Genomic DNA, 20,592 nt, shown 5'->3' with positions numbered 1-20,592 from the left:
AACCGGCGAGGAGGTCACGCTCCCCCGCACGGCTCAGGACCAGGTGACTCCCGACCTGCTGATATGTGGAATCGCCGTCGGCCGCACCAGACCCGCCGTCAGCCAGGCTCCCGCGATCCAGAGGTGGGGTGCGGATTTGGCGGCCATGGTGCGCCTGGCCCGCATCGATACATCCGAGCCATCGAGCACCCGCTGGGCCCTGGCGGACAGCATCCGGTTACGCACTCCCGAACGGCGCCGTTCCCGCGCGCTGCGGTTGATCGCCAACCACGCCGCGGCCAGATCGCTGGACTCACCCAACGCCTCCGCGATGGCCTCCGCGGCCACGACTGCGTCTGCCACGCCCGAATTGAGGCTGCGCCCGCCCAGCGGAGCGAACTGATGGGCGGCCTCACCCGCAAGGAGTACCCGACGGTTGACGTCGGTGTAGCTCGCGGCCACACCCTGGACGGTCTGATGTACCTCAACCGATCTGATGTGATCGGCGTACCACTCGTCGCGGGTCAGTGCGGTCACCCAGGAACGCACATGTTCGGCCGTCGGAGTCGCCTCGTCCTCGGACAGGTATTGGATATCCAGACGCAGACCATCCGGGTACGGCAGGCGTATGGCATGCCGTCCGCCCAGATCGGGGTGGTGGTACTGAATCTGGACGGGCAGATCCACCGTGCCGCCATCCGGGTGCGGTTCGACGTCGATCACCACGCACGCCGGGGACGGTGGCCGCTCCGACATACCGATGTGCAAGGCCTGACGAATCGCCGACTTGGTGCCGTCGGCGGCAATGACATAGCTGGCGCGCACCCGGTCACCACTGGCGAGAGTCAGGCGCGCACCGGTGTGGTCGGTGCTGATGTCGGTGACGGCGGTACCCGGGTGGTACTCCACCCCCAGTTCCAGCGCCTCGGCCAACGTCTCGTCCTCAATGGTGCGCTGCGACAAGCTCATTCCCCATGCCGCCGGGTTCCACGGGCCGGGAATGCGAGATGGCGCGTACGAGGACATGACGAATACCGGCCGGCCCTGATAGAAGGTCTGCACCCCGTGCACGGCAAGCGCCGATTCACGCAGCCGCGCACCCAACTCGGGTGCCACGCGGTCGTATCGACGCAGCGTCGAATGCCCCACGAAAGTGGCGCAATTCCGGTGCCGCTGACGCTCTTTCGAACCGGCGGCCTCCAGCACTACCACGCGAATCCCCCGGCGCGCGAGCACCGTGGCGGCGAGCAACCCGACAGGACCACCGCCGACAATCACGACGGCGTCGTCGGTGATGTCCCGGCGCGCGTCTGCCGAAACTGCCGCGAGGTGTGCCACACCATGACGGTACCGCGCGAGGCCAATTGGGCGCCCATCGAGATTTCAGTCCATATATTGGGGCCCATCACATACCCGCTAGGGGGCTGCCAGATGACGATGCCGCAACCTCAGTTCGGCCATCCGGGGGCTACCAGGCCCAATGGTGGGTCGTCGACAGCTGTACGTCTGCTGGTGGTGTCACTGCTGCTGGTATTTGTCCTCGGTTACGGTCTGGCCGTCTTCCTCACCAGGGATATCTGGCACAACTCCCGGCAAGGCACCCGCCTGACGTTTACCGCCCGGACGTCAGATGGTTCAGCTCCGCCGACGGACATGATGACGGCGACCGCGGATGTGGTCAGGGAACGACTCAAAAGCCATGGGGCGACCGTGGCCGTCGACGGCAAGAATGTCGTCGTCACCGTGCCGGGTCATGACGTGAAGCCAGCTGCCCTGGGCGGCGTGATCACCACCGGTCGCCTCGACATCCGACCCGTGGTGCAGATGGTGCCGGCGCAGCCGCAAGACCCGCCGCCCCTCCCAGCCAAACCCGCCGATCCCTCGCTGATCGCGACCGAAAAACAGATCCGGCAGAGCAGCGACTCACGCATACAGCTGCTCGCGCTACAGCTCCAGGCCGGACGGTGCCATGACGCGGATCCGTTGGTGGACAACGACGATCCCAACCTGCCCCTCATCACCTGCGGCAGTGACAGCGTCGGCGGAGAAGCGGCGTACCTGCTCGACAAATCGATCCTCGACAGCGCCGATATCGCCAAGGCGTCCTCGGGGCTGGATGAACAGCGCGGCATATACGTGGTGCGCATGGAGCTCACCCCGAAAGCCGCCAAGGTGTGGGCCGACTTCACCACCCGCTACTACCAGCAGGGTGCGCAGACAGCGTTCGTCCTGGACACCCACGTCGTCAGCGCCCCCGCCATCCGTGAACCAATCCTCGTGGGCAAGGTCGAGATCAGCGGACAGTTCACCCGACAATCCGCGCGTGCGCTCGCCGACATCCTCGGTTCTGGCTCACTGCCGGTGCCCTTGGCTTTCACCTCGTCGTCCGACATAACTCTCGGAGCGACCACCATGTCCATGGTGTTGCGAGTGGCGCTCGTCGCTCTGGGCATCGGCATCACGGCAGTCGCGATCGTGGCGGTGATCTATCTGGTGCGACGTCGCAGGCCCGAGCATGTCAGCGCATAGCCAGTAGGGCGGATTCGTGGTACCTATGTCGGTAGTGGCGAACATTGCCAGCAGCAACGGGGACAACGGGGAGGGGGTCGAGTGGACGGTCTGACGGTCGGGTACCTGGCTGCCTTCGCGGTCGGCGGGATCGCGGTGCTCTCGGCACTGCTGCTCACCGATATCGGCCATGGCGACGGGATGCCATTTCTGAGCCTGACCTCCCTTTCCGCCGCCTTGACGGGCGCCGGCGCCGGCGGATTCGTCACTTCGGCGCTGGGTATCGGCGCACTACCGACGGCCATCATCGCCGCCGTCTGCGCTGTTGCGCTGGTGTCCATCCTGCAACTTTTCCTGACGTATCTGCGGGGCCAGCAAGCGAACTCCCACTCGGGGCGCGCATCCTATGTCGGCAGGCTGGGCACGGTGACCCTGGAGGTGCCTTCCGGGGGCGGCTGGGGCGAGGTCGCGTTTGTCGATGTCGACGGCAACCGGGTGCGTTCGCGTGCGATCACCGATGAGCCCCAGGGGCTGGCCAAGAATGCCCCCGTCTACATCGCCGATGCGGACTCCGAATACCTGCACGTCGTCAGCATTCCCGATGCACCGCCAGATGCACCCTCCGATTCACACCACTGATTCGAACCACCAATTCACACCACTAAGGAACCCGCATGAGCTCGCTTCTCATCATCGTCATCATCGCCATCGCGGCGCTGGTGCTTTTCGTGGCGTTGCCGCTCATCTATGTGCGCAACTACGTCAAAGTGCCACCGAACGAGGTCGCGGTGTTCACCGGCCGTGGTCAGCCGAAGGTGGTGCGCGGCGGCGCCCGGTTCAAGATGCCGGGCATCGAGCGGGTGGACATCATGTCCCTGGAACCCTTCAACGTGAACATCAACCTGCAGAATGCGTTGTCCAACAACGGCGTTCCGGTCAATGTAGAAGCAGTGGGGCTGGTGCGCATCGGCTCGAACGACGAAGCCGTGCAGACCGCCGTGCAGCGCTTCCTGACCTCGGATCTGTCGGAACTGCAGCGGCAGATCAACGAAATCCTGGCGGGCAGCCTGCGCGGCATCACCGCCACCATGACCGTCGAGGACCTGAACTCCAACCGGGACTCACTGGCGCGCAGCGTGGTCGAGGAGGCGGGCGGCGATCTCTCCCGTATCGGCATGGAGGTCGATGTCCTCAAGATCGCCGGCATTTCCGACCGCAACGGGTATCTGGAGTCGCTCGGCCAGCGCCGTATCGCCGAGGTTCGCCGTGATGCGACGGTCGGCACCGCCGAGGCCGAACGGGACGCGCAGATCCAGTCCGCCCAGGCCCGTCAGGCCGGCGCCATCGCGCAGGCCGAGGCCGATACCGCCATCGCCACCGCAACCCAGAAGCGCGATGTGGAGCTGGCCCGGTTGCGCGCACAGACCGAGGCGGAGAACGCTCAGGCCGACCAGGCCGGTCCGCTCGCTCAGGCTCGCGCGGAAAAGGACGTGGGTATCGCACGCGAGCAGGCGGAGGCCGCGCGCATGCAGGCGCGCACCGAGGTGGAGCAGCGCCGTACCGAGCAGGCCCAGGCTGCCCTGCAGGCCGATGTCATCGCGCCGGCCGAGGCACGCCGTCAGGCCGATATCGCTATCGCCGAGGGCGCCCGGCAGGCCGCCATCCTCAAGGCCCAGTCCGATGCCGAGGCCGAGCGCCAGAAGGGCGCGGCCGAATCCGATGCCCGCAAGGCGGCCGCCGATGCGTTCCGCGTCGAACAGCAGGCCGCAGCGGACGGCGCCAAGGCCAAGCTCATCGCCGAGGCCGACGGCACCAAGGCCAAACTGCTCGCCGACGCCGAGGGCATCAAGGCCAAGCTGCTGGCCGAGGCCGACGGTAAGAAGGAGGTGGCGGCTGCGCTCAACGCCTACACGCCGGAGGCCGCGCGCCTGCTCACCCTGCCGGACATTCTCAACTCGGTGGTGCAGGCCACCGAGGCCGCCTCAAAACCGCTCGGCGAGATCGAAAATCTGTCCATCATCGGCGGCGCGGGCGATGCCAAGGACGCCTTGGGCACCCTTTTCGGGGTAAGCCCGCAGGCAGTGGCGAAAGTGATTGAGAGTCTCAAGGTTTCAGGGATCGACGTACCCGAGCTTCTCAACCGTGCGCAACAGACCAAGGAACCCGTGTCCCCCGCCTCCACCTCCGCGGCGCATCCGGAAGGATAGGCCCAGGAATAGCGACATCTCCTGCGAAGTTGGGACGCAGCATGGGCGAATCGAACCTGAATCGGTACGGAGTGTGGAAGGGCGGTCCGGTCACGCCGGAGCAGGCCAGGGCCATCGAGGATCTCGGCTATGGCTCGGTGTGGATCGGGGGCGTGTTCACCTCGGACCTCGCCTACGTAGAGCCGCTGCTCGACGCGACAGAGAATCTCACGGTTGCCAGCGGCATCGTGAACATCTGGACCTCGCCGGTCGATGAGATAGCCGCTGCGTTCCACCGCATCGAGGCGGCCTACCCGGGACGCTTCCTGCTCGGGGTGGGCGCCGGACACCCCGAGGCCTCGGCCGAATACCGCAAGCCCTACGACGCCCTCGTCGAGTACCTGGACGGGCTCGATGCCGCGGGCGTTCCCAAAGAACGCCGTGCGCTGGCCGCGCTGGGGCCCAAGGTGCTGAGGTTGTCCGCGGATCGCACCGCGGGCGCACACCCCTATCTGACGACACCCGAGCACACTCGGCAGGCCCGCCAGATTATCGGTCCTGATGCGCTGCTCATCCCCGAGCACAAGGTGGTACTCAGCACCGATGCCTCCAGCGCACGCGAGATCGGCCGACGCACCGTCGACTTCTACCTGCAGCTGAGCAACTACGTAAACAACTGGAAGAGACTCGGTTTCAGCGAGCAGGACGTGACCTCCCCCGGCAGCGACACGTTCATCGACGCCGTGGTGGCACACGGCACCGCCGAGGAGATCGCCGTGCGCCTCAACGAGCACCTTGACGCCGGTGCGGACCAGGTCCTCATCCAGGTGCTGGGAGACAAGGGGCTGGTCGACACGTTGACCTCGCTGGCGGACACGCTTCGGTAGTCGCCCACTAGGGTTAGGCCATGCGAATTTTGGTGACCGGCGGCGCCGGCTTCATCGGAGCCAACTTCGTACACGCGACGGTCCGCGAACGTCCCGACGTCTCGGTGACGGTTCTCGACGCGCTGACCTACGCGGGTAGCCGCGAATCGTTGGGACCTGTCGCTTCCGCGGTCACGCTGGTGCAGGGCGATATCTGCGATGCCGACACGGTCGATCGGCTGGTCGCCGCCAGTGACGTGGTGGTGCATTTCGCCGCGGAAACGCATAACGACAATTCGCTGGCCGATCCGTCACCATTCCTGCGCAGCAACATCATTGGCACCTACACGCTGTTGGAGGCGGTACGCCGCCATGAGGTGCGACTGCACCACATCTCGACCGATGAGGTGTTCGGCGACCTCGAGCTCGATGACCCGAATCGGTTCACCGAAACCACGCCGTACAACCCGTCCAGCCCCTACTCGGCGACCAAGGCCTCGGCCGACCTGCTGGTACGTGCCTGGATGCGATCGTTCGGAGTCCGCGCCACAATCTCCAACTGTTCCAACAACTACGGGCCGTATCAGCACGTGGAGAAGTTCATTCCCCGACAGATCACCAATATCCTGACCGGCCGTCGTCCTCGCCTGTACGGGGCCGGGGCCAATGTCCGGGACTGGATTCACGTCGACGATCACAACAGTGCCGTGTGGCGCATCATCGAGGCCGGCACCATCGGGCGCACGTATCTCATTGGTGCGGACGGAGAGCGGGACAACCTGTCGGTTCTGCACACCATTCTCGAACTGATGGGCAAGTCCCGGGACGACTTCGACCATGTCACCGATCGCGCCGGCCACGATCTGCGTTATGCCATCGACCCGACTCCGCTGCGTGATGAATTGGGTTGGAAACCAACACATAGCGATTTCACCGGCGGCCTGTCGGCCACCATCGACTGGTATCGGGGCAACGAGGATTGGTGGCGCCCCATCAAGGACAGCGTGGAATCGCAATACGCCGCGAGGGGGCAATAACGTGCAGATCCGCGAACTCTCGGTACCCGGCTCCTTCCAGATCACCCCGGTGCAGCATCAGGACAGCCGCGGGGTGTTCCTCGAATTGTTCAAGGGCCCAGCGCTTGCCGAGGCCATCGGGCATCCGTTCGATCTTCAGCAAGCCAACTGCTCGGTGTCGGCGGCGGGGTCGTTGCGCGGCATCCACTTCGCCGACGTGCCGCCAGGACAGGCCAAGTACGTGACCTGCCTGACCGGTGCCGTATATGACGTCGTGGTCGACATTCGGGTGGGTTCCCCGACCTTCGGCGCCTGGGACGCAGTGCTTCTCGACCCCCGAGACCGCCGCGCCGTCTACGTACCCGAGGGAGTCGGCCACGGATTCCTCGCCCTCGAGGATGACTCGACGGTGGTCTATCTGTGCTCCGCTGGATATGCCCCCGGCCGCGAACACGGTATCGATCCGCTCGACCCGACCATCGGCATCCAATGGCCGACCCGTAGACCAGACGGCACCGATCTGGCGTTGCTTGTTTCCGAAAAGGACAGTGCCGCACCATCATTACTGGATGCCAGGGATTCGGGCCTGCTCCCCGTCGCTACCGACGTACAGAACTTCCTGGACGGCCTCTCCAGCTGATCGATCAGGCACCAACGCCATAGCGTGTTTGCTAAAGTCGCTGCATGACGCAACCGCCTTCCGGGCCGCCGCCGTCGGATCCAGGGCAACCGGAGTTTCCGCCGTATCCGTCGCCGCCGAGCCCCGGGTACCCACCGGTTGCGCCTCCGACAGGCGGATATCCGCCCGTCCCCCCGGCCGGACCTACAGGCGGCGAGCCCTACCCGTCCTACCCCCAGGTCAACCCGGCGGGTTACCCGCCACCGCCCGGATATCCCCCACCCCCGGGGTCACCGTATGGGTATCCGACGCCTGGCTCCTATCCGCCTATCGAGACCGCGCAGAGCACCAACGGGTTGGCCATCACATCACTGATTTTCGGCATCATCCCGTGCTGCAACGGCATCCCGGCCCTCATCTTCGGCATCATCGGTCTGAATCAGACGAAGCGGACCGGGCAGAAGGGACGCGGTCTCGCGATCGCGGGAATCGTCTTAGGTTGCATCTGGCTGGTCGTCAGCGTCGCGGTGGCTATCGGACTTGCCATCAAAGATCAACCCAAACGTGACGAATCGGGGCATCTCACCCAGTCCGGCGATATGGACGTCACCAAACTGCGGGTGGGCGATTGCATCGCCGACCTTGGCGAGAAGAGCTACTACACCACCACCAAGGCCATTCCCTGCGCACAGCCGCACAAGGCCGAGGTCTACGCGGTGGTGCCGCTTTCGGGTAGCTCACTTCCGTCGCAGTCGGTGCTGGACCAGAAGGGCAACGACGAGTGCGGCGCGGAACTGGAGACTTACGCACCGAACGCATTCGATGACGACGCGGTGCAGATCACGTACCTGTATCCGACGAAACGTTCATGGGCTCAAGGGGATCGGGCGATCGCGTGCGTGGCCACCTTTACCACCGAACGCACGGCATCGATCAAGGGCAAGTAATCAGGGGCGCAGGGTAAGGATGCGGGGGCCGTCCTCGGTGACGGCCACCGTGTGCTCCCAGTGCGCGGCCCGGGAACCGTCGGTGGTGACGACGGTCCACTCGTCGGCAAGCACCCGGGTCTGCGTGGTGCCGAGCGTGAGCATCGGTTCGATGGCGAGCACCGAACCCACGGCGAGGAGCGGCCCCTTGCCGGGCGCGCCCTCGTTGGGCAGGAACGGATCCAGATGCATCGAGCGGCCGATGCCATGGCCGCCGTAACCGTCGACGATTCCGAACGCGCGGTCGAACTGCTTCTCGGCGGCACGGGTTCCCAGCTCTATCGCGTGGGACACGTCGGTGAGCCGGTTCCCCGGGATCATCGCCGCGATACCGGCCTCCATCGACAAACGTGTGGCTTCCGATAACGCCTCGTCGACGGGAATGACGGTGCCCACCGCGAATGTCCACGCGGAATCTCCGTGCCAGCCGTCCAGGATCGCGCCGCAATCGATGGAGACAAGATCGCCGTCGGCCAAAATCGCTGTTGCCGAAGGTATTCCGTGAACAACCTGATCGTTGACCGAGGAGCAGATGGACGCCGGGAAGCCGTGGTAGCCCAGGAACGACGGCACCGCACCGGCATCGCGGATCACCGCTTCGGCAACCCGATCTAGATCCAGAGTCGAAGCGCCGGCCTTGGCGGCGTCTCGCACGGCAACCAGCGCCGCGCCCACGATGGAGCCGGCGGCAGCCATCGCGTCGAGCTCACCGGCGGTGCGCTGCTCCACCGTCTTCTTGCGGCCGAAGAGACCCACTAACGAACCACTACTGAATCGCCTGCTACCGGCCCAGAGCCTGCGACGTGCGCGCGAACACCTCGTCCACCGTGCCGACGGCGTCGATGGTCTGCAACACGTCCTGGTAGTACTCCAGCAGCGGTGCGGTCTCATCGCGGTACACGTTGAGCCGGTTGCGGATGATGTCCTCGGTGTCGTCGGCGCGGCCACGGCCCAGCAGCCGCTGCACGAGCTCCTCCACCGGCACCCGGAACTCCAGCACGGCGTCGATCTTGACGCCACGGGCCTCTTCCATGGCGGCCAGCGCATCGGCCTGGTCCACGGTGCGCGGGAATCCATCGAGAATGAACCCGGCCGCGGCGTCGGCCTCGTCAAGGCGCGCCTCGACCATCTTGTTGGTGACCTCGCTGGGCACCAGGTCGCCGGCGTCCAGGTATTGCTTGGCCTGGATCCCCAGCTCGGTGCCCTCGCTGATGTTCGAGCGGAACAGGTCGCCCGTGGAGATCTGCGGAATGCCGAACTTCTCCGAAATCAGTTGCGCCTGCGTACCTTTGCCTGCCCCGGGCGGGCCGAGTAACACCACTCTCACTTCAGGAACCCTTCGTAGTTACGCTGCATCAACTGGCTTTCGATCTGCTTCACCGTATCGAGGCCGACGCCGATCATGATGAGTACCGCAGTTCCACCGAACGGCAGGTTCTGTGCACCGCCGGAGTTACCGATCTGCAGGAACAGGTTCGGCAGGATCGCGATGATGCCCAGGTAGATCGATCCCGGCCACGTGATGCGATTGAGCACGTAGCGCAGGTAGTCGGCGGTGGCGCGTCCGGGACGGATACCCGGGATGAAGCCACCGAACTTGTTCATCTCGTCGGCGCGCTCATCGGGGTTGAAGGTGATCGACACGTAGAAGAACGTGAAGAACACGATCAGGGTGAAGTAGATGGCGATGTACCAGTAGTTGCTGGGGTCGGTCAGATAGGTGCTGACGAAGCGGTCCCACCAGCCGGTCTTGTCCTTACCACCGCTGCGCACCAGCTGGGTGATCAAGCCCGGGATGTACAGCAGGGACGAGGCGAAGATGACCGGGATAACACCGGCCTGGTTGACCTTCAGGGGCAAGTACGTGGAGGTACCGCCATACATCCGCCGGCCCACCATGCGCTTGGCGTACTGGACGGGGATACGCCGCTGGCCCTGTTCCACGAAGACGACACCGACCACGATCAACAGTGCCGCCACACAGACCGCCGCGAATGTCACACCGCCGCGGCTGTCCAGGATGGTCTTGCCTTCGGCCGGGATGCGCGCGGCGATACCGGCGAAGATCAGCAGCGACATACCGTTTCCGATACCGCGCTCGGTGACCATTTCGCCGAGCCACATCACCAGGGTCGATCCGGCGGTCATCACCAGAACCATCACCGACAGCGCGAAGATCGACTGGTCGGCCACGATCTCGTCCTTGCGGTCGCAGCCCTGCAACAGGTTTCCGCTGGCACCAAGGGCAACGATCGAAGTGGACTGCAGCAGCGCCAGCGCGACCGAAAGGTAGCGGGTGTACTGCGTCATCTTGGCCTGGCCGGCCTGGCCTTCTTTGCGCAGCTGCTCGAACCGGGGAATGACCACGGTGAGCAGCTGAACGATGATGCTGGCGGTGATGTACGGCATGACGCCGACCGCGAACACCGACAGCTGCAGCAGCGCACCACCGGAGAACAGGTTGATCAGCGAGTAGATCTGTGCCGAGTCACCGCTACTGACCTGCTCGACGCAGTACTTCACGTTGGCGTAGTTCACCCCGGGAGACGGCAGCGTCGCACCAAGCCGGTAAATGAACACGATCCCGATCGTGAAGAGGATCTTCCGCCTCAGGTCAGCTGTCCTGAGAGCAGAGACAAAAGCGGAAAGCACACATCCTCCTGCGCACCCGGCAGCTCGCCACGTGATCTGCTAGATGAATCAGCTGGTGATCCCAGCGTTGGGTAACCGTTTCGGCGGCCGTCAGGGCACGCCCGGGCCGCGTACGAGACTAACAGTTCGCTACATACCCGTGGAAAAGACGGTGTCCTTCTGGTCGGGGACGACGGTACCGTCGGAACCTGGCAGTGGGCCGGTACTGCCGTCGGGGTTGGTTCTGCCGTCGGTCGCACACGGGTACGGGTCCGTGTGCTGCGGATACGGGTCGATGAACATCGGATTGATCAGCCATTTGCCATCGGCGTTGTCGTAGGCCCGGCACATGAGCTCGGTCTTGTTCCTGTTGATGACGAGGTGCGCCGCCGTCGCGTCCTCGACGAAAGTTACGTCGGTGGTCGAGTCCCCTGCGGCGAGAATCTGCCGCTTGTTCACGTCGTAGGGTTCGAACGCGGCGGGTCCGCGCACACCGAAGACCACCTGGTTGGCCCAGCACCGTTTGCCATCGATGTAGGTGATGACAGTGTCGGCGCCGTCGGGCTGTCCACCGCAGCCCTGCACGTGCGGGGTCTGCTTTCCGTTGGCGTCGTAGACGCTGCGCACCCCGATGACCTGGCTGGCCGGGATGCCGATTTCCGGTGACCACACCTTGGCGATGACCTCCGAGGATGCCGAGATGACCCAGGTGTTGACGCCGTGGGCCTGCAGGGTGGCGATGAGGTCCTTGATCTGCGGGTAGACGCGCACGTAGCCGGGCACCATGGTGCTGCCGATGGTCTGGCTGGTACCGACGGGAGCGGCGAGGTTCTCGCGCTTGGCGGCCTGCGCGAATTCGGCCACCTCGCCGGCGGTGTAGCCGGTGGTCAGGGCGACGGTCCACACATAGGCGCCGTTGCTCCAGCGCTGGTTGTATCCGGTGAACGCTTCCTGCTCGTCGTGGGTCTTTCCTTCGCGGATGGCCAGGATCTCGTCGGCGCACGCGGCATTGGACGATGTCGGGAGCGGCTGGCCTGCTGGCGTGGCGGTACCGCACGCCGTGCGCAGCGCCGTGGCCGCGGCCTCGGTGATGTGACGGCTGGTGTCGTACCAGTCGGCCGGCTGGCGGACCTTGTCGTGCCGCAGCATCCAGGCCAGGGTGGCGTCGGCGATGTCGTTCTTGACTTCGGTGTTGTCCCAGTCGAAAAGTGCGACCGCTTTCCTGGGGCGCTTCCAGGTGCCGGTACAGGTGCTGTTGGCGTCGATGGCGGCCTGTAACCGCTGCCTGACGTCGCCATACCAGGGCAGTGCCGGGTCCAGCTGACGGCATTGGGGCGCCGCCCGCGCGACGGGGATGCTCGCGTTCCAGGCCACCGGGGCCAGCAGCAGGGACAGTACGACGACAAGCCAACCCGTTGCCCTCACCGCCCGAAAGTACCACCGCGCGTCCGTGATTCGGGACCCACCAGTGAGCCTTCGACGGCAGTTTCGATGTATTGACCGCGGATCTGCGCGGCCCGCGCCCAAATCGCTTCCCGCAGTAGCTGACTGTCGGTGGAGTGCGGCGCGCCGAGAATATCTGCCCGCGCCTGCCGCGCGATACCGACCTCGCGGTGGTAGTTCCGAAAGATCTGAATCTCGCCCTCGCGGTCGGCGAGATACTCGTAGTCCGTGTCCCAGGGTGCCGTGATGCGCATCAGTTGGGCGTAGACGGCCCATTGCCGCAGGGTTTGTGGGCTGCCCGCCAACACCAGTAGTCCACCGATGCGTTCGACGGTCTCCCAGCCGGTGGGTTCGGGTATGAACGGGTATTCCCTTTGGCCATAAGGTGTTTCCTGCCACCGGCGAAACTCGGCGGTTCGAGTATCGAGCCCGTGGGTGCGCCAGCGCACGGTCCCGTCGGGCTTGGTCCACGGCTGGCGACGCAATGCCCTGGCGGCTTGCTTGGTGAGCACCGTCGAGTGCGATGGCAACAGCACCACCGGGTCCGCCGGTTCCGCGTCGAAGGGATTGGGATCCAAATGACGGCTGTCGATCAGCACCAGCGTCCCGGGATGCCGCTGATACGCAAGGCCCCACAGCAGTCGCGCCAGCGTCTTGGCGCCGGCCTCATCGGAGATCACATGCCAGGTCTCGTGAAAACGGTTGGTGGAGAATCGCACACCGGCGTCGGCTCGCAGCGTGATGACGGTATACGGCCGTGCGTCGAGCACGACGGAGTGCCGGTGCAGCTTCATCACGCCGGCTCCGGTGGCGGCCGCACGCGACCGCGCTGCTGTTTCGGCCACGTTCACCTCCGGACATCTGGGCCGCCCACTGTGCTGGAACAGCAAACACCTCGGCCCGGGGCGCGCACAACTGAATTTGCGCAGGCCACGGACCCGAGGGTGCGCGATCGCGAACGGCGGCGCACTATGGTCGGGGCACTGGCGACCGCTACAACGAAGGAGCCTGCAATGGCGCGGACCGATGACGACAGCTGGGATCTGGCCTCGAGCGTTGGGGCGACGGCGACGATGGTGGCCGCGCAGCGCGCGCTGGCCAGCCATGTGTCCAACCCCTTGATCAATGATCCCTATGCGGAGCCGCTGGTGCGGGCCGTCGGCATCGAGTACTTCACCAAATTGGCGTCGGGCGATTTCGACCCCGCGCAGATGGCGGGTCTGGTGCAGCTGGGCATCACCGCGGACGGTATGGCCAACGGGATGGCAAGCCGCACCTGGTATTACGACACAGCATTCGAGTCATCGACGGCCGCCGGCGTGCGCCAGGTGGTGATCCTCGCGTCGGGGCTCGACACCCGCGCCTATCGCCTGAAGTGGCCGGCCGGCACCACGGTGTACGAGCTCGATCAGCCGGATGTGATCGCGTTCAAGACCGACACCCTCGCCGATTTGGGAGCCACGCCGAGTGCCGAACGCCGGACTGTCGCGATCGACCTGCGCGAGGACTGGCCGGCCGCGCTGAAGGCGGCCGGTTTCGATCCCAATCAGCCGACGGTGTGGTCCGCCGAGGGGCTGCTGATCTATCTGCCGCCGGAGGCGCAGGACCGACTGTTCGCATCGATCACCGAGCTGAGCGCCCCCGGCAGCCGCCTGGTCTGCGAGCAAGTTCCCGGATTGGACACCGCCGACTTTTCCAAGGCGCGCGAGCTCACCCGCCAATTCGCGGGAGAAACACTGGATTTGGACCTGGAGTCACTCGTCTACACCGAAGAACGCCAGATGGCTGCCGACTGGCTGGCCGAACACGACTGGACGGTGGTTACCGAAGAGAATGACGCACTCTACACCCGGCTGAACCTGGAACCCCCGAACCCGTTGTTGCGCTCCATATTTCCCAATATCGTGTACGTCGACGCCACTCTCGGCTAGCCGGTCACGCCCGAGCGTCGCCGCTTCCACCAAGGCCGGTTCGGCGTCTCCGGCTCGTCGGTGTCCGTGTTTTCGAACGGGACCCCTTTGTAGACGGCGAGATACATGTCGATCGTGGTGACGATGACGATCATCACCACCGGGCCCAACATGATTCCCCAGAATCCGAAGGCCGCGATCCCCGAGAAGACCGCCAACAGCATCAGCGCCGGATCCAGGCGCGCTCCGCGGGGTACGAGGAAGGGGCGCAGCACGTTGTCGATGTTGGAGACGACCAGCAGGTGCCAGGCGATGACGAACAGTCCGCCGACCGGATGACCGAAGAGAATCATGCCGATGCCGAATGGAATCGTCACGATGCCGCCCCCGAGCGGGATGATCGATAAGGCGGTCAGCAGTATCGCGAAAAAGAAGAAGCCCTGCCGGAAGCCGGCGACGTAGATGGACGCTGCGCCCGCAACGCCCTGCGCCAGCGCAATGACAAACTGCCCCTTGACTGTTCCGCGCACCATCGCGCCGATCTTGTCGAGGTAGAGATCGGTGATCTCCTCCCCCAGCGGATTGAGCTGGCGCAACAGGGTGAGCACCTTATCCTGTTTGACCAGGAGTGAGACGAACACGTACAGGAAGATGATGCATGCCGCCACCCCCGCCGCGACGCTGCCGACAGTGCTCTGCAGCACCTGCACCAGTCCGTGCCCCACGTTCTCCGTCAACGATGCGATCGACTGCCGCAACGTGTCCGGCGTCAACTGGACGTGTACGAACGGGATCCGCGCCAACACGTTGTTGACCACCGCGAACGCCTTCTGACCGAGCGCGGTCATATCGGTGTCCCCCACCCAGTTGGAGACACCGTCGACCATGCGGGTGATCTGAACCGTCGCAACGTAAACCAGCGCACCGACCGGAATCACCACTGCGCCCAAAGCGCACAGCAGGGTCAGGGTGGCCGAGACACCCGATCCGAACCGCCGGCCCAATCTCCGGTACAGCGGGCTGAACAGGTACGCGGCCACCGCGGCGACCACGATCAGGATGAAGTATCCGCGCAGGAAGTAGACGCCGAAGGCGATGCCCACACCGGTGAGAACCGCGAGCACCCGCCTCTGAAACACGGTCAGTTCGGTGTTCACGCCACGCCCCTTCCGCCGGCTGCACACGACACGTTAGCCGGTGCGGCCACCGGCGCGGCGAAATGTGCTCGCGCCGGAGCGGCTAGAAGCGGTAGTCGCCCAACATCATCGCCTGAGCGCTGCCCATGGACCGCTGCGCACGCTGCACCGTTTCCAGCGCCAGCTGTGCGACCCGCCCCAGTACCGCGTCGGTGACGGCCGCGGCGGCGGGCTGTGACGACGACCGCTGCCGCAGCAGCGACGCCAACGGCGAGCTGGGGAAGTTCGCGATCCGGACATCCTCGTCGGCGTCGATATCCGCGAGTTCCTTGGCCTTGGCCACCGCCTCCCGGAAGCCGCCGAGGGCATCGACCAGGCCATGCTCCAACGCGTCCTTGCCAGACCAGATCCGGCCCTGTGCAACCGCTTTCACCGCATCGACGGTGAGGTTGCGACCGTCGGCGACACGCTGCACGAAGTCGTCGTAATGCATGTCGATCTCGGCCTCGACGAGATCACGTTGCTCGTCGGTGAACGGCTCGTTGCTCGACCACGCGTCGGCGTTGGCGTTGGTGCGCAAGGTGTCCACCCCCACACCGAGCTTCTCCTTGAGCCCCCGGGTGATGAACTTTCCGGTCAGTACGCCGATCGACCCGGTGACAGTGCCCGGATTGGCGATGATCGCGTCCGCAGACATGGCGACGTAATAGCCGCCCGATCCGGCCACCGCACCCATGGACACCACGACGGGTTTACCCGCCTCGCGCGCCCGGACCACTTCTCGCCAAATGGTTTCCGAACCGTTGACCGAACCACCCGGGCTGTCCACGCGCAGCACGATGGCGGCCACCGAATCGTCGGCGACCGCATCGCGTAGCGCGTCGGCGATCACATCACCCCCGCTGGCCGGTCCCGGCGGAAAGAGCCGTGGTCCGCTGCGCCCGCTCACGATCGGACCCGCCAGGGTGACCACGCCGATGGACGGTCGCGCGGCACGCCCCGGTAGCGACGGCAGACCGGGCACCTGCGGCTTGGCAGCCCGTGCGTAGCGCGCCAGGTACAGCAGCGGGGGCTCTTTGTCCGCCTGCACACCGGTGAGCTCACCGATGCGCGCGTAGGCCTCGTCGCGATAACCGATACGGTCCACCAGCCCACCGGCCACCGCATCGGTGCGGCGCAGCGGTGCGCGATCGGCCAGCGCGCTCACGTCGGCGGGGTCCAGCTTGCGTGACGCGGCGACGCCGTCGCGAACCTGTTCCGACAGACTCTCGAGCAACCGCCCGTCGGCTTCCCGCTGCGCATCGGTATACCCGTCTTCGGTGAAAAGGTTTGCCGCCGACTTGTATTGGCCACGTGTGAGGAACTCTGCCTGAACTCCGGCCTTGTCGAGCGCACCACGCAGGAAGGTCCCGTTGGCCGCGAACCCGATGAGACCCACGGTTCCGGACGGCTGCATCCACACCTCGCCGAATGCCGACGCCAGGTAGTAGGCGAGCGTGCTCGGGTAGGTCTCGGACCACGCCAGACTTGGTTTGACCGCGCTGAACGCCTCGATCGCGGCCCGGAGCTCCTGTACCGCTCCGGCCGAGGCTGCCGGGATCTGTATCCGGGCGATGAGCCCGGCCACCCGCGGATCGTCGATGGCGCGGTGGATGGCGGTGATGGTGTGCCGCAGCGACAGTGGCCTGCTCGCACCCGAGAGCACGAGGCCCAGCGGGTCGAAGTTGACCGATTCCGGTGGCACCTCGAGCAGGTCGAGTTCCAGGATGCAGTCCCGCGGCACTCCCCGGTGACGTGCGGTGTCAACCTTGGCCAGCAGGTCGCGGACGTCCGCGGGCGTGGTGAAAGCAAGCATGTCTTGAGCGTACCGACGAAGTGGGCAATCCTGCCGACCACAAATCCGTGCTCCGCTACCACCCGGCGCGTAGGGTCGAAACCATTCGCTGGCGGAGGGGCAACGATGACACGTGTACAGAAGACGACGGTCCGGAAGGCGGTCCGCATGGCCGCGCTACTCGCGCTGGCCGTGGCGCCGGGGGTGTCCGGATGTCTGAATACATCCGGAACGCGCGACCTGACACCATCGCAATCGACGGCGTCGACGGCCGCGGCACCTACCCGCAGCTATCCCGGGCTGCCTGCGGAGTATCGGGGCAAGTTCCATCCCAATGGCTCGGATCTGGGTGGGAGAAGTAACGCCGAACTCGCCGGTCTGCTGCCGGTGGCCGCCGACTTCCCCCCGCAAGGGGTGACGCGTCCGCCTGATATCGCCTCCGAGGACGGGTCCGGACTGGGCATGCATGGCCAAACCGACGGCGAGACCCGTCCGCCCGAGTGCCTCTACGCCCCCTTCGCCAAGTCATTCTCCAGAACGCCCGACGGTTCCGACTGGAACCTCTACTACGCGGCGTCCACGTACCACGAGTCGGACCCCGCCGGTAACCACATCATCGTCACGGTGAACCGGGAACGGGAAAACGCCGACGTGTTCGCGTTGACCACTGACTGGATCAAGAAATGCGGCCAGTACGACAAGGCATTCCCCACATTCGCGAAGCCTGACGTGCGCAATCGGCACCTCACCGACACCTTTACCCCGGGGCCGGCCGTCGACGGCACGCAGACATACGTCTATACGAGCGCGAGCGCCGACCTGGATGACACCTCGGCCGACAAGCAGCCGACGGGCATTCCGGGACGGCGCGTACTGCTCGCCAGGGTGCGCGGGGTCGTTTTCGAGGTGGAAGGCACCGACCAGGCGGACGCCGGCCTACTTGATCAGCTGATGGCCACCACTATCGCCAACGCCAAGCATGCACCGCCGCCTCCGGACCAGAACGCCGCACGGTTGGCCGGACTCCCCACCTGTGACACCATCGCGCCCCGACCCGGGAACGCGCAACCAGATCCGGCGCTGGACTGCACCATCCGCACCTCGGACGGCAGTGGCGCGATCTTCGAAGTGACCGGGGCCCCGGCCGGCATCATTCGTGTGTTCAACGGCAGTGGCGCACAGCTGCAAACCATTCGGGTTCCCAATCCGATCTTCCACCAACGCCTTCCCTTCTTGCAGGATCTGGACCAAGACAAGCGCGAAGAGCTACTGGTCGTCACGGCAACCGGCAACCCAGCCGGCGACCTCATGGACGTATGGCGGGCGCGGCCCAACTCCGATCAATTCGACATGACCGGAACGATTTTCGGCGTTCCGCGGTTTTGGATGACCTCCGATCGTTTCATCGGGCTGTTCTCGCGCAACGGCAACGACGCCGGTGTGGCGGCACTGTTCCGGTTCGTGGACAACAAGCTGTCGGTACTGGCGCTGCTGGACACCGAAAGGCGGGTCGACAACAAGCCGCTCGATCCGAAGTGGCGCCTCAACGCCAACGTCAAGTGCGCCATGAACGTGTCCGATGACCCGGCGGGTGCACTCGGAGCGCGCATGGATGCGTTGCGCGCGGCGGGCGTCGACCCGGCCACCGCCGAGGAGCATTTCTGCCTGCAGCCGTGGGTCGCCGCGTTGTACCGGCAGGGCGCGCGGTGATAAACCCATGAAAAGGCCTTATTTTGCAGCGCTTTTCGTGACCGCGATAGCTCTGACCGCATGTACGCACGGCGGTATCCATCGCGCCGGTACATCGACCAGCGCCACACCCAGTCGCCTCGACTCGCTGCACTCATGTTCCTCGATCAAGCCACAGGCCATCGAACCCGATCCCGATCCGGCGCTGGATTGTGTACTGCGATCCAATGATTCGGCGAAGCTGACGTTCGAGGCATTGGGTACCCCGCCGGTCACGATCAAGGTGTACCAGCCCGATGGAACGCTCAACCAGACCTTTACCGTCCCGGTCAACAAACCGGAACGAACCCCACCCCTGCTGGCCGACCTCGACCGGGACGGTCGCGACGAACTGATCGTCGTCAGCGACGTTGGATCGGGTGGTGACACACTCGATGTCTGGCGGGCCCAGAAGGATTCGGGGAAGTTCGCGTCCGCGGGCCAGGTGTTCGGCTACCCGGACTTCCGGATAACCGATGAGCGCTTCACCGCGTTGTACGCCAGCACCGGAGCGGGATCGGGCCGCGTTTCCATCTACCGGTTCGTCAAGGACAAGGTGGTGGAGCTCGGTTCGCTATTCGTGCAGGCCGCGGACTGGCCGGATCCGCCCGATCCCGCCCGCACCTGGTACACCAACGGGAACACGCTGTGCTCCTTCAACTACGACGACAACCCACCGGGCCGCGCGGCCGCGCGCAACCAGGCGCTCACCGACGCGGGCATCGATCCACCCACCGCACAGGACCGATTCTGCAAGCAATCCTGGGTCGCCGACGTCTACCGAAAACGCTAGCCGCACGTACGGTGGTGAGATGCGGTTCTCGATCTCCATCCCTCAGTTCGACACCGGCAGCTTCGACGCCGACGGCGTCCGCGCCTACCTGGGACGGGCCGAGGAGCTTGGCTTCGTCGGCGGTTGGACACTGGAACAGACCATTGGCTCTGCGCCGATCATCGCGCCACTAGAGCTGCTTGCCTACGCGGCGGCGTGCACCACGCACCTTCGTCTGGGAGTTGCGGTACTCGTTGCCTCACAGCATGATCCGCTCCAGCTGGCCTCTGCCGTCACCGCGGTCGACCGCCTCAGCCACGGGCGTTTGGATATCGGCGTCGCCCCGGGCGGTGGCTTCCGCAATTTCGCGGCGTTCGGTGTGGACAAGCAGACCTTCATCTCGAGCTTTACCGAGGGACTCGATCTGATGAAGCTGGCGTGGTCGGACGACGAGCGCATCACCTTCCATGGACGCTTCCGCGACATGGACGACCTCGCGATCCAGCCCAAGCCCGTGCAACGCCCACATCCGCCGATCTGGTTCGGCGGGCACGCACCGGCCGCGCTGGCCCGTGCGGTGCGCCACGGCGACGCGTTCCTCGGCGCCGGGTCCTCCACGACCGCCGCCTTCGCCGAGGCGGTCACGATCATCCACCGGGAGTTGGGGATCCAGGGCAAGGACCCGGCCGGGTACACCATCGGCAAGCGCGTGTACCTGATGATCGACGATGACCGCGATCGCGCCCACAAACGCGTCCAGGCGGGGCTGCACCGGATCTACGGCGAGATGAAGGGCATCGACGCGGTGCCGGTCTGGGGTCCCCCGGATGAGGTGGCGGCGGGTCTGCACGCGGTGGCCGAGGCCGGCGCGGAGATGGTCTTGCTCAATCCCGTCGGCGACGACGTGGCTGCCGACCGCGAGCAGATGGAACGCCTCGCTACCGAGGTCATCCCACAACTGACCTGACGCCGAGAGTG

At 65.4% G+C, this 20,592-nt stretch carries 19 protein-coding genes; 11 read left to right on the top strand and 8 right to left on the bottom strand.

Annotation, left to right across the window (positions count from 1 at the left end; all coding sequences use genetic code 11):
* Nucleotides 1-33 precede the first annotated feature (33 nt).
* A complete protein-coding gene (locus BKG76_RS16435) occupies nt 34-1,317 on the bottom strand; it encodes an FAD-dependent oxidoreductase (protein ID WP_070938549.1) in 1,284 nt (427 codons plus the stop codon).
* Between the two features lie 93 nt (nt 1,318-1,410).
* Here BKG76_RS16435 and BKG76_RS16430 point away from each other — a divergent pair, with 93 nt between their 5' ends.
* The 7 genes from BKG76_RS16430 (at nt 1,411) to BKG76_RS16400 (ending at nt 8,121) form a co-directional block, all read left to right on the top strand.
* Entirely contained in the window at nt 1,411-2,508 is a 1,098-nt protein-coding gene (locus BKG76_RS16430) for a SecDF P1 head subdomain-containing protein (protein WP_131815820.1), read from the top strand.
* A gap of 81 nt (nt 2,509-2,589) precedes the next feature.
* On the top strand, nt 2,590-3,126 hold the full coding sequence (locus BKG76_RS16425; RefSeq protein WP_070938547.1) for a hypothetical protein: 537 nt from the start codon (nt 2,590-2,592) through the stop codon (nt 3,124-3,126).
* A 35-nt stretch (nt 3,127-3,161) separates the two neighbouring features.
* A complete protein-coding gene (locus BKG76_RS16420) occupies nt 3,162-4,694 on the top strand; it encodes a flotillin family protein (RefSeq protein WP_070938546.1) in 1,533 nt (510 codons plus the stop codon).
* A gap of 41 nt (nt 4,695-4,735) precedes the next feature.
* Complete coding sequence (locus tag BKG76_RS16415) at nt 4,736-5,560, top strand: LLM class F420-dependent oxidoreductase (protein ID WP_070938545.1); 825 nt, start codon at nt 4,736-4,738, stop codon at nt 5,558-5,560.
* Nucleotides 5,561-5,580: 20 nt separating this feature from the next.
* On the top strand, nt 5,581-6,576 hold the full coding sequence (rfbB, locus tag BKG76_RS16410; protein ID WP_070938544.1) for a dTDP-glucose 4,6-dehydratase: 996 nt from the start codon (nt 5,581-5,583) through the stop codon (nt 6,574-6,576).
* A 1-nt stretch (nt 6,577) separates the two neighbouring features.
* The gene (locus BKG76_RS16405; protein ID WP_070938543.1) at nt 6,578-7,195 is read left to right on the top strand and encodes a dTDP-4-dehydrorhamnose 3,5-epimerase family protein; all 618 of its coding nucleotides are present in this window, start codon (nt 6,578-6,580) and stop codon (nt 7,193-7,195) included.
* Nucleotides 7,196-7,239: 44 nt separating this feature from the next.
* Nucleotides 7,240-8,121 (top strand): DUF4190 domain-containing protein, encoded by an 882-nt coding sequence (locus BKG76_RS16400; RefSeq protein ID WP_070938542.1) that lies wholly within the window; start codon nt 7,240-7,242, stop codon nt 8,119-8,121.
* On the opposite strand, the gene map is transcribed toward BKG76_RS16400, so the two are convergent.
* The 5 genes from map to BKG76_RS16375 form a co-directional block, all read right to left on the bottom strand.
* On the bottom strand, nt 8,122-8,916 hold the full coding sequence (gene map, locus BKG76_RS16395; protein ID WP_070938541.1) for a type I methionyl aminopeptidase: 795 nt from the start codon (nt 8,914-8,916) through the stop codon (nt 8,122-8,124).
* Between the two features lie 25 nt (nt 8,917-8,941).
* A complete protein-coding gene (locus BKG76_RS16390) occupies nt 8,942-9,487 on the bottom strand; it encodes an adenylate kinase (RefSeq protein ID WP_070938540.1) in 546 nt (181 codons plus the stop codon).
* Nucleotides 9,484-10,812, bottom strand: coding sequence for a preprotein translocase subunit SecY (secY, locus tag BKG76_RS16385; protein ID WP_070938539.1), 1,329 nt, complete (start codon nt 10,810-10,812; stop codon nt 9,484-9,486). The genes BKG76_RS16390 and secY overlap by 4 nt, the downstream gene beginning before the upstream one ends.
* Nucleotides 10,813-10,941: 129 nt before the next feature.
* A complete protein-coding gene (locus BKG76_RS16380; RefSeq protein WP_070938538.1) occupies nt 10,942-12,216 on the bottom strand; it encodes an HAD family hydrolase in 1,275 nt (424 codons plus the stop codon).
* Nucleotides 12,213-13,079, bottom strand: a complete 867-nt coding sequence (locus tag BKG76_RS16375; RefSeq protein WP_070939293.1) for a hypothetical protein — start codon at nt 13,077-13,079, stop codon at nt 12,213-12,215. The genes BKG76_RS16380 and BKG76_RS16375 overlap by 4 nt, the downstream gene beginning before the upstream one ends.
* Before the next feature lie 168 nt (nt 13,080-13,247).
* Here BKG76_RS16375 and BKG76_RS16370 point away from each other — a divergent pair, with 168 nt between their 5' ends.
* Nucleotides 13,248-14,165 (top strand): class I SAM-dependent methyltransferase, encoded by a 918-nt coding sequence (locus tag BKG76_RS16370; RefSeq protein WP_070938537.1) that lies wholly within the window; start codon nt 13,248-13,250, stop codon nt 14,163-14,165.
* Here the strand turns inward: BKG76_RS16370 and BKG76_RS16365 are convergent.
* The gene (locus BKG76_RS16365) at nt 14,162-15,301 is read right to left on the bottom strand and encodes an AI-2E family transporter (protein ID WP_070938536.1); all 1,140 of its coding nucleotides are present in this window, start codon (nt 15,299-15,301) and stop codon (nt 14,162-14,164) included. The genes BKG76_RS16370 and BKG76_RS16365 overlap by 4 nt on opposite strands.
* A gap of 82 nt (nt 15,302-15,383) precedes the next feature.
* The gene (sppA, locus tag BKG76_RS16360) at nt 15,384-17,135 is read right to left on the bottom strand and encodes a signal peptide peptidase SppA (protein ID WP_070938535.1); all 1,752 of its coding nucleotides are present in this window, start codon (nt 17,133-17,135) and stop codon (nt 15,384-15,386) included.
* Nucleotides 17,136-17,240: 105 nt separating this feature from the next.
* Here sppA and BKG76_RS16355 point away from each other — a divergent pair, with 105 nt between their 5' ends.
* From BKG76_RS16355 to BKG76_RS16345, 3 genes are read left to right on the top strand one after another with little or no spacing between them, the layout of a single operon-like run.
* Complete coding sequence (locus tag BKG76_RS16355; protein ID WP_070938534.1) at nt 17,241-18,824, top strand: sensor domain-containing protein; 1,584 nt, start codon at nt 17,241-17,243, stop codon at nt 18,822-18,824.
* Nucleotides 18,825-18,861: 37 nt separating this feature from the next.
* A complete protein-coding gene (locus tag BKG76_RS16350; RefSeq protein WP_407937652.1) occupies nt 18,862-19,635 on the top strand; it encodes a hypothetical protein in 774 nt (257 codons plus the stop codon).
* A gap of 19 nt (nt 19,636-19,654) precedes the next feature.
* Nucleotides 19,655-20,581: an LLM class flavin-dependent oxidoreductase gene (locus tag BKG76_RS16345; protein ID WP_070938532.1), complete on the top strand. Its 927-nt coding sequence runs from the start codon at nt 19,655-19,657 to the stop codon at nt 20,579-20,581.
* Nucleotides 20,582-20,592 lie beyond the last annotated feature (11 nt).

The sequence above is a fragment of the Mycobacteroides franklinii genome, assembly GCF_001853795.1.
Taxonomy (GTDB): Bacteria; Actinomycetota; Actinomycetes; order Mycobacteriales; family Mycobacteriaceae; genus Mycobacterium; species Mycobacterium franklinii.
Note: the sequence above shows the minus strand (reverse complement) of the source record. Positions and strands in the feature narration are given on the sequence as shown.

Bases quoted from the DNA above. Each gene is read 5' to 3' on its own strand.
- rfbB (WP_070938544.1), top strand. From the start codon at position 5,581: ATGCGAATTTTGGTGACCGGCGGCGCCGGCTTCATCGGAGCCAACTTC.
- BKG76_RS16420 (WP_070938546.1), top strand. From the start codon at position 3,162: ATGAGCTCGCTTCTCATCATCGTCATCATCGCCATCGCGGCGCTGGTG.
- sppA (WP_070938535.1), bottom strand. From the start codon at position 17,135: ATGCTTGCTTTCACCACGCCCGCGGACGTCCGCGACCTGCTGGCCAAG.
- BKG76_RS16430 (WP_131815820.1), top strand. From the start codon at position 1,411: ATGACGATGCCGCAACCTCAGTTCGGCCATCCGGGGGCTACCAGGCCC.
- BKG76_RS16355 (WP_070938534.1), top strand. From the start codon at position 17,241: ATGACACGTGTACAGAAGACGACGGTCCGGAAGGCGGTCCGCATGGCC.
- BKG76_RS16400 (WP_070938542.1), top strand. From the start codon at position 7,240: ATGACGCAACCGCCTTCCGGGCCGCCGCCGTCGGATCCAGGGCAACCG.
- BKG76_RS16415 (WP_070938545.1), top strand. From the start codon at position 4,736: ATGGGCGAATCGAACCTGAATCGGTACGGAGTGTGGAAGGGCGGTCCG.
- BKG76_RS16370 (WP_070938537.1), top strand. From the start codon at position 13,248: ATGGCGCGGACCGATGACGACAGCTGGGATCTGGCCTCGAGCGTTGGG.
- BKG76_RS16345 (WP_070938532.1), top strand. From the start codon at position 19,655: ATGCGGTTCTCGATCTCCATCCCTCAGTTCGACACCGGCAGCTTCGAC.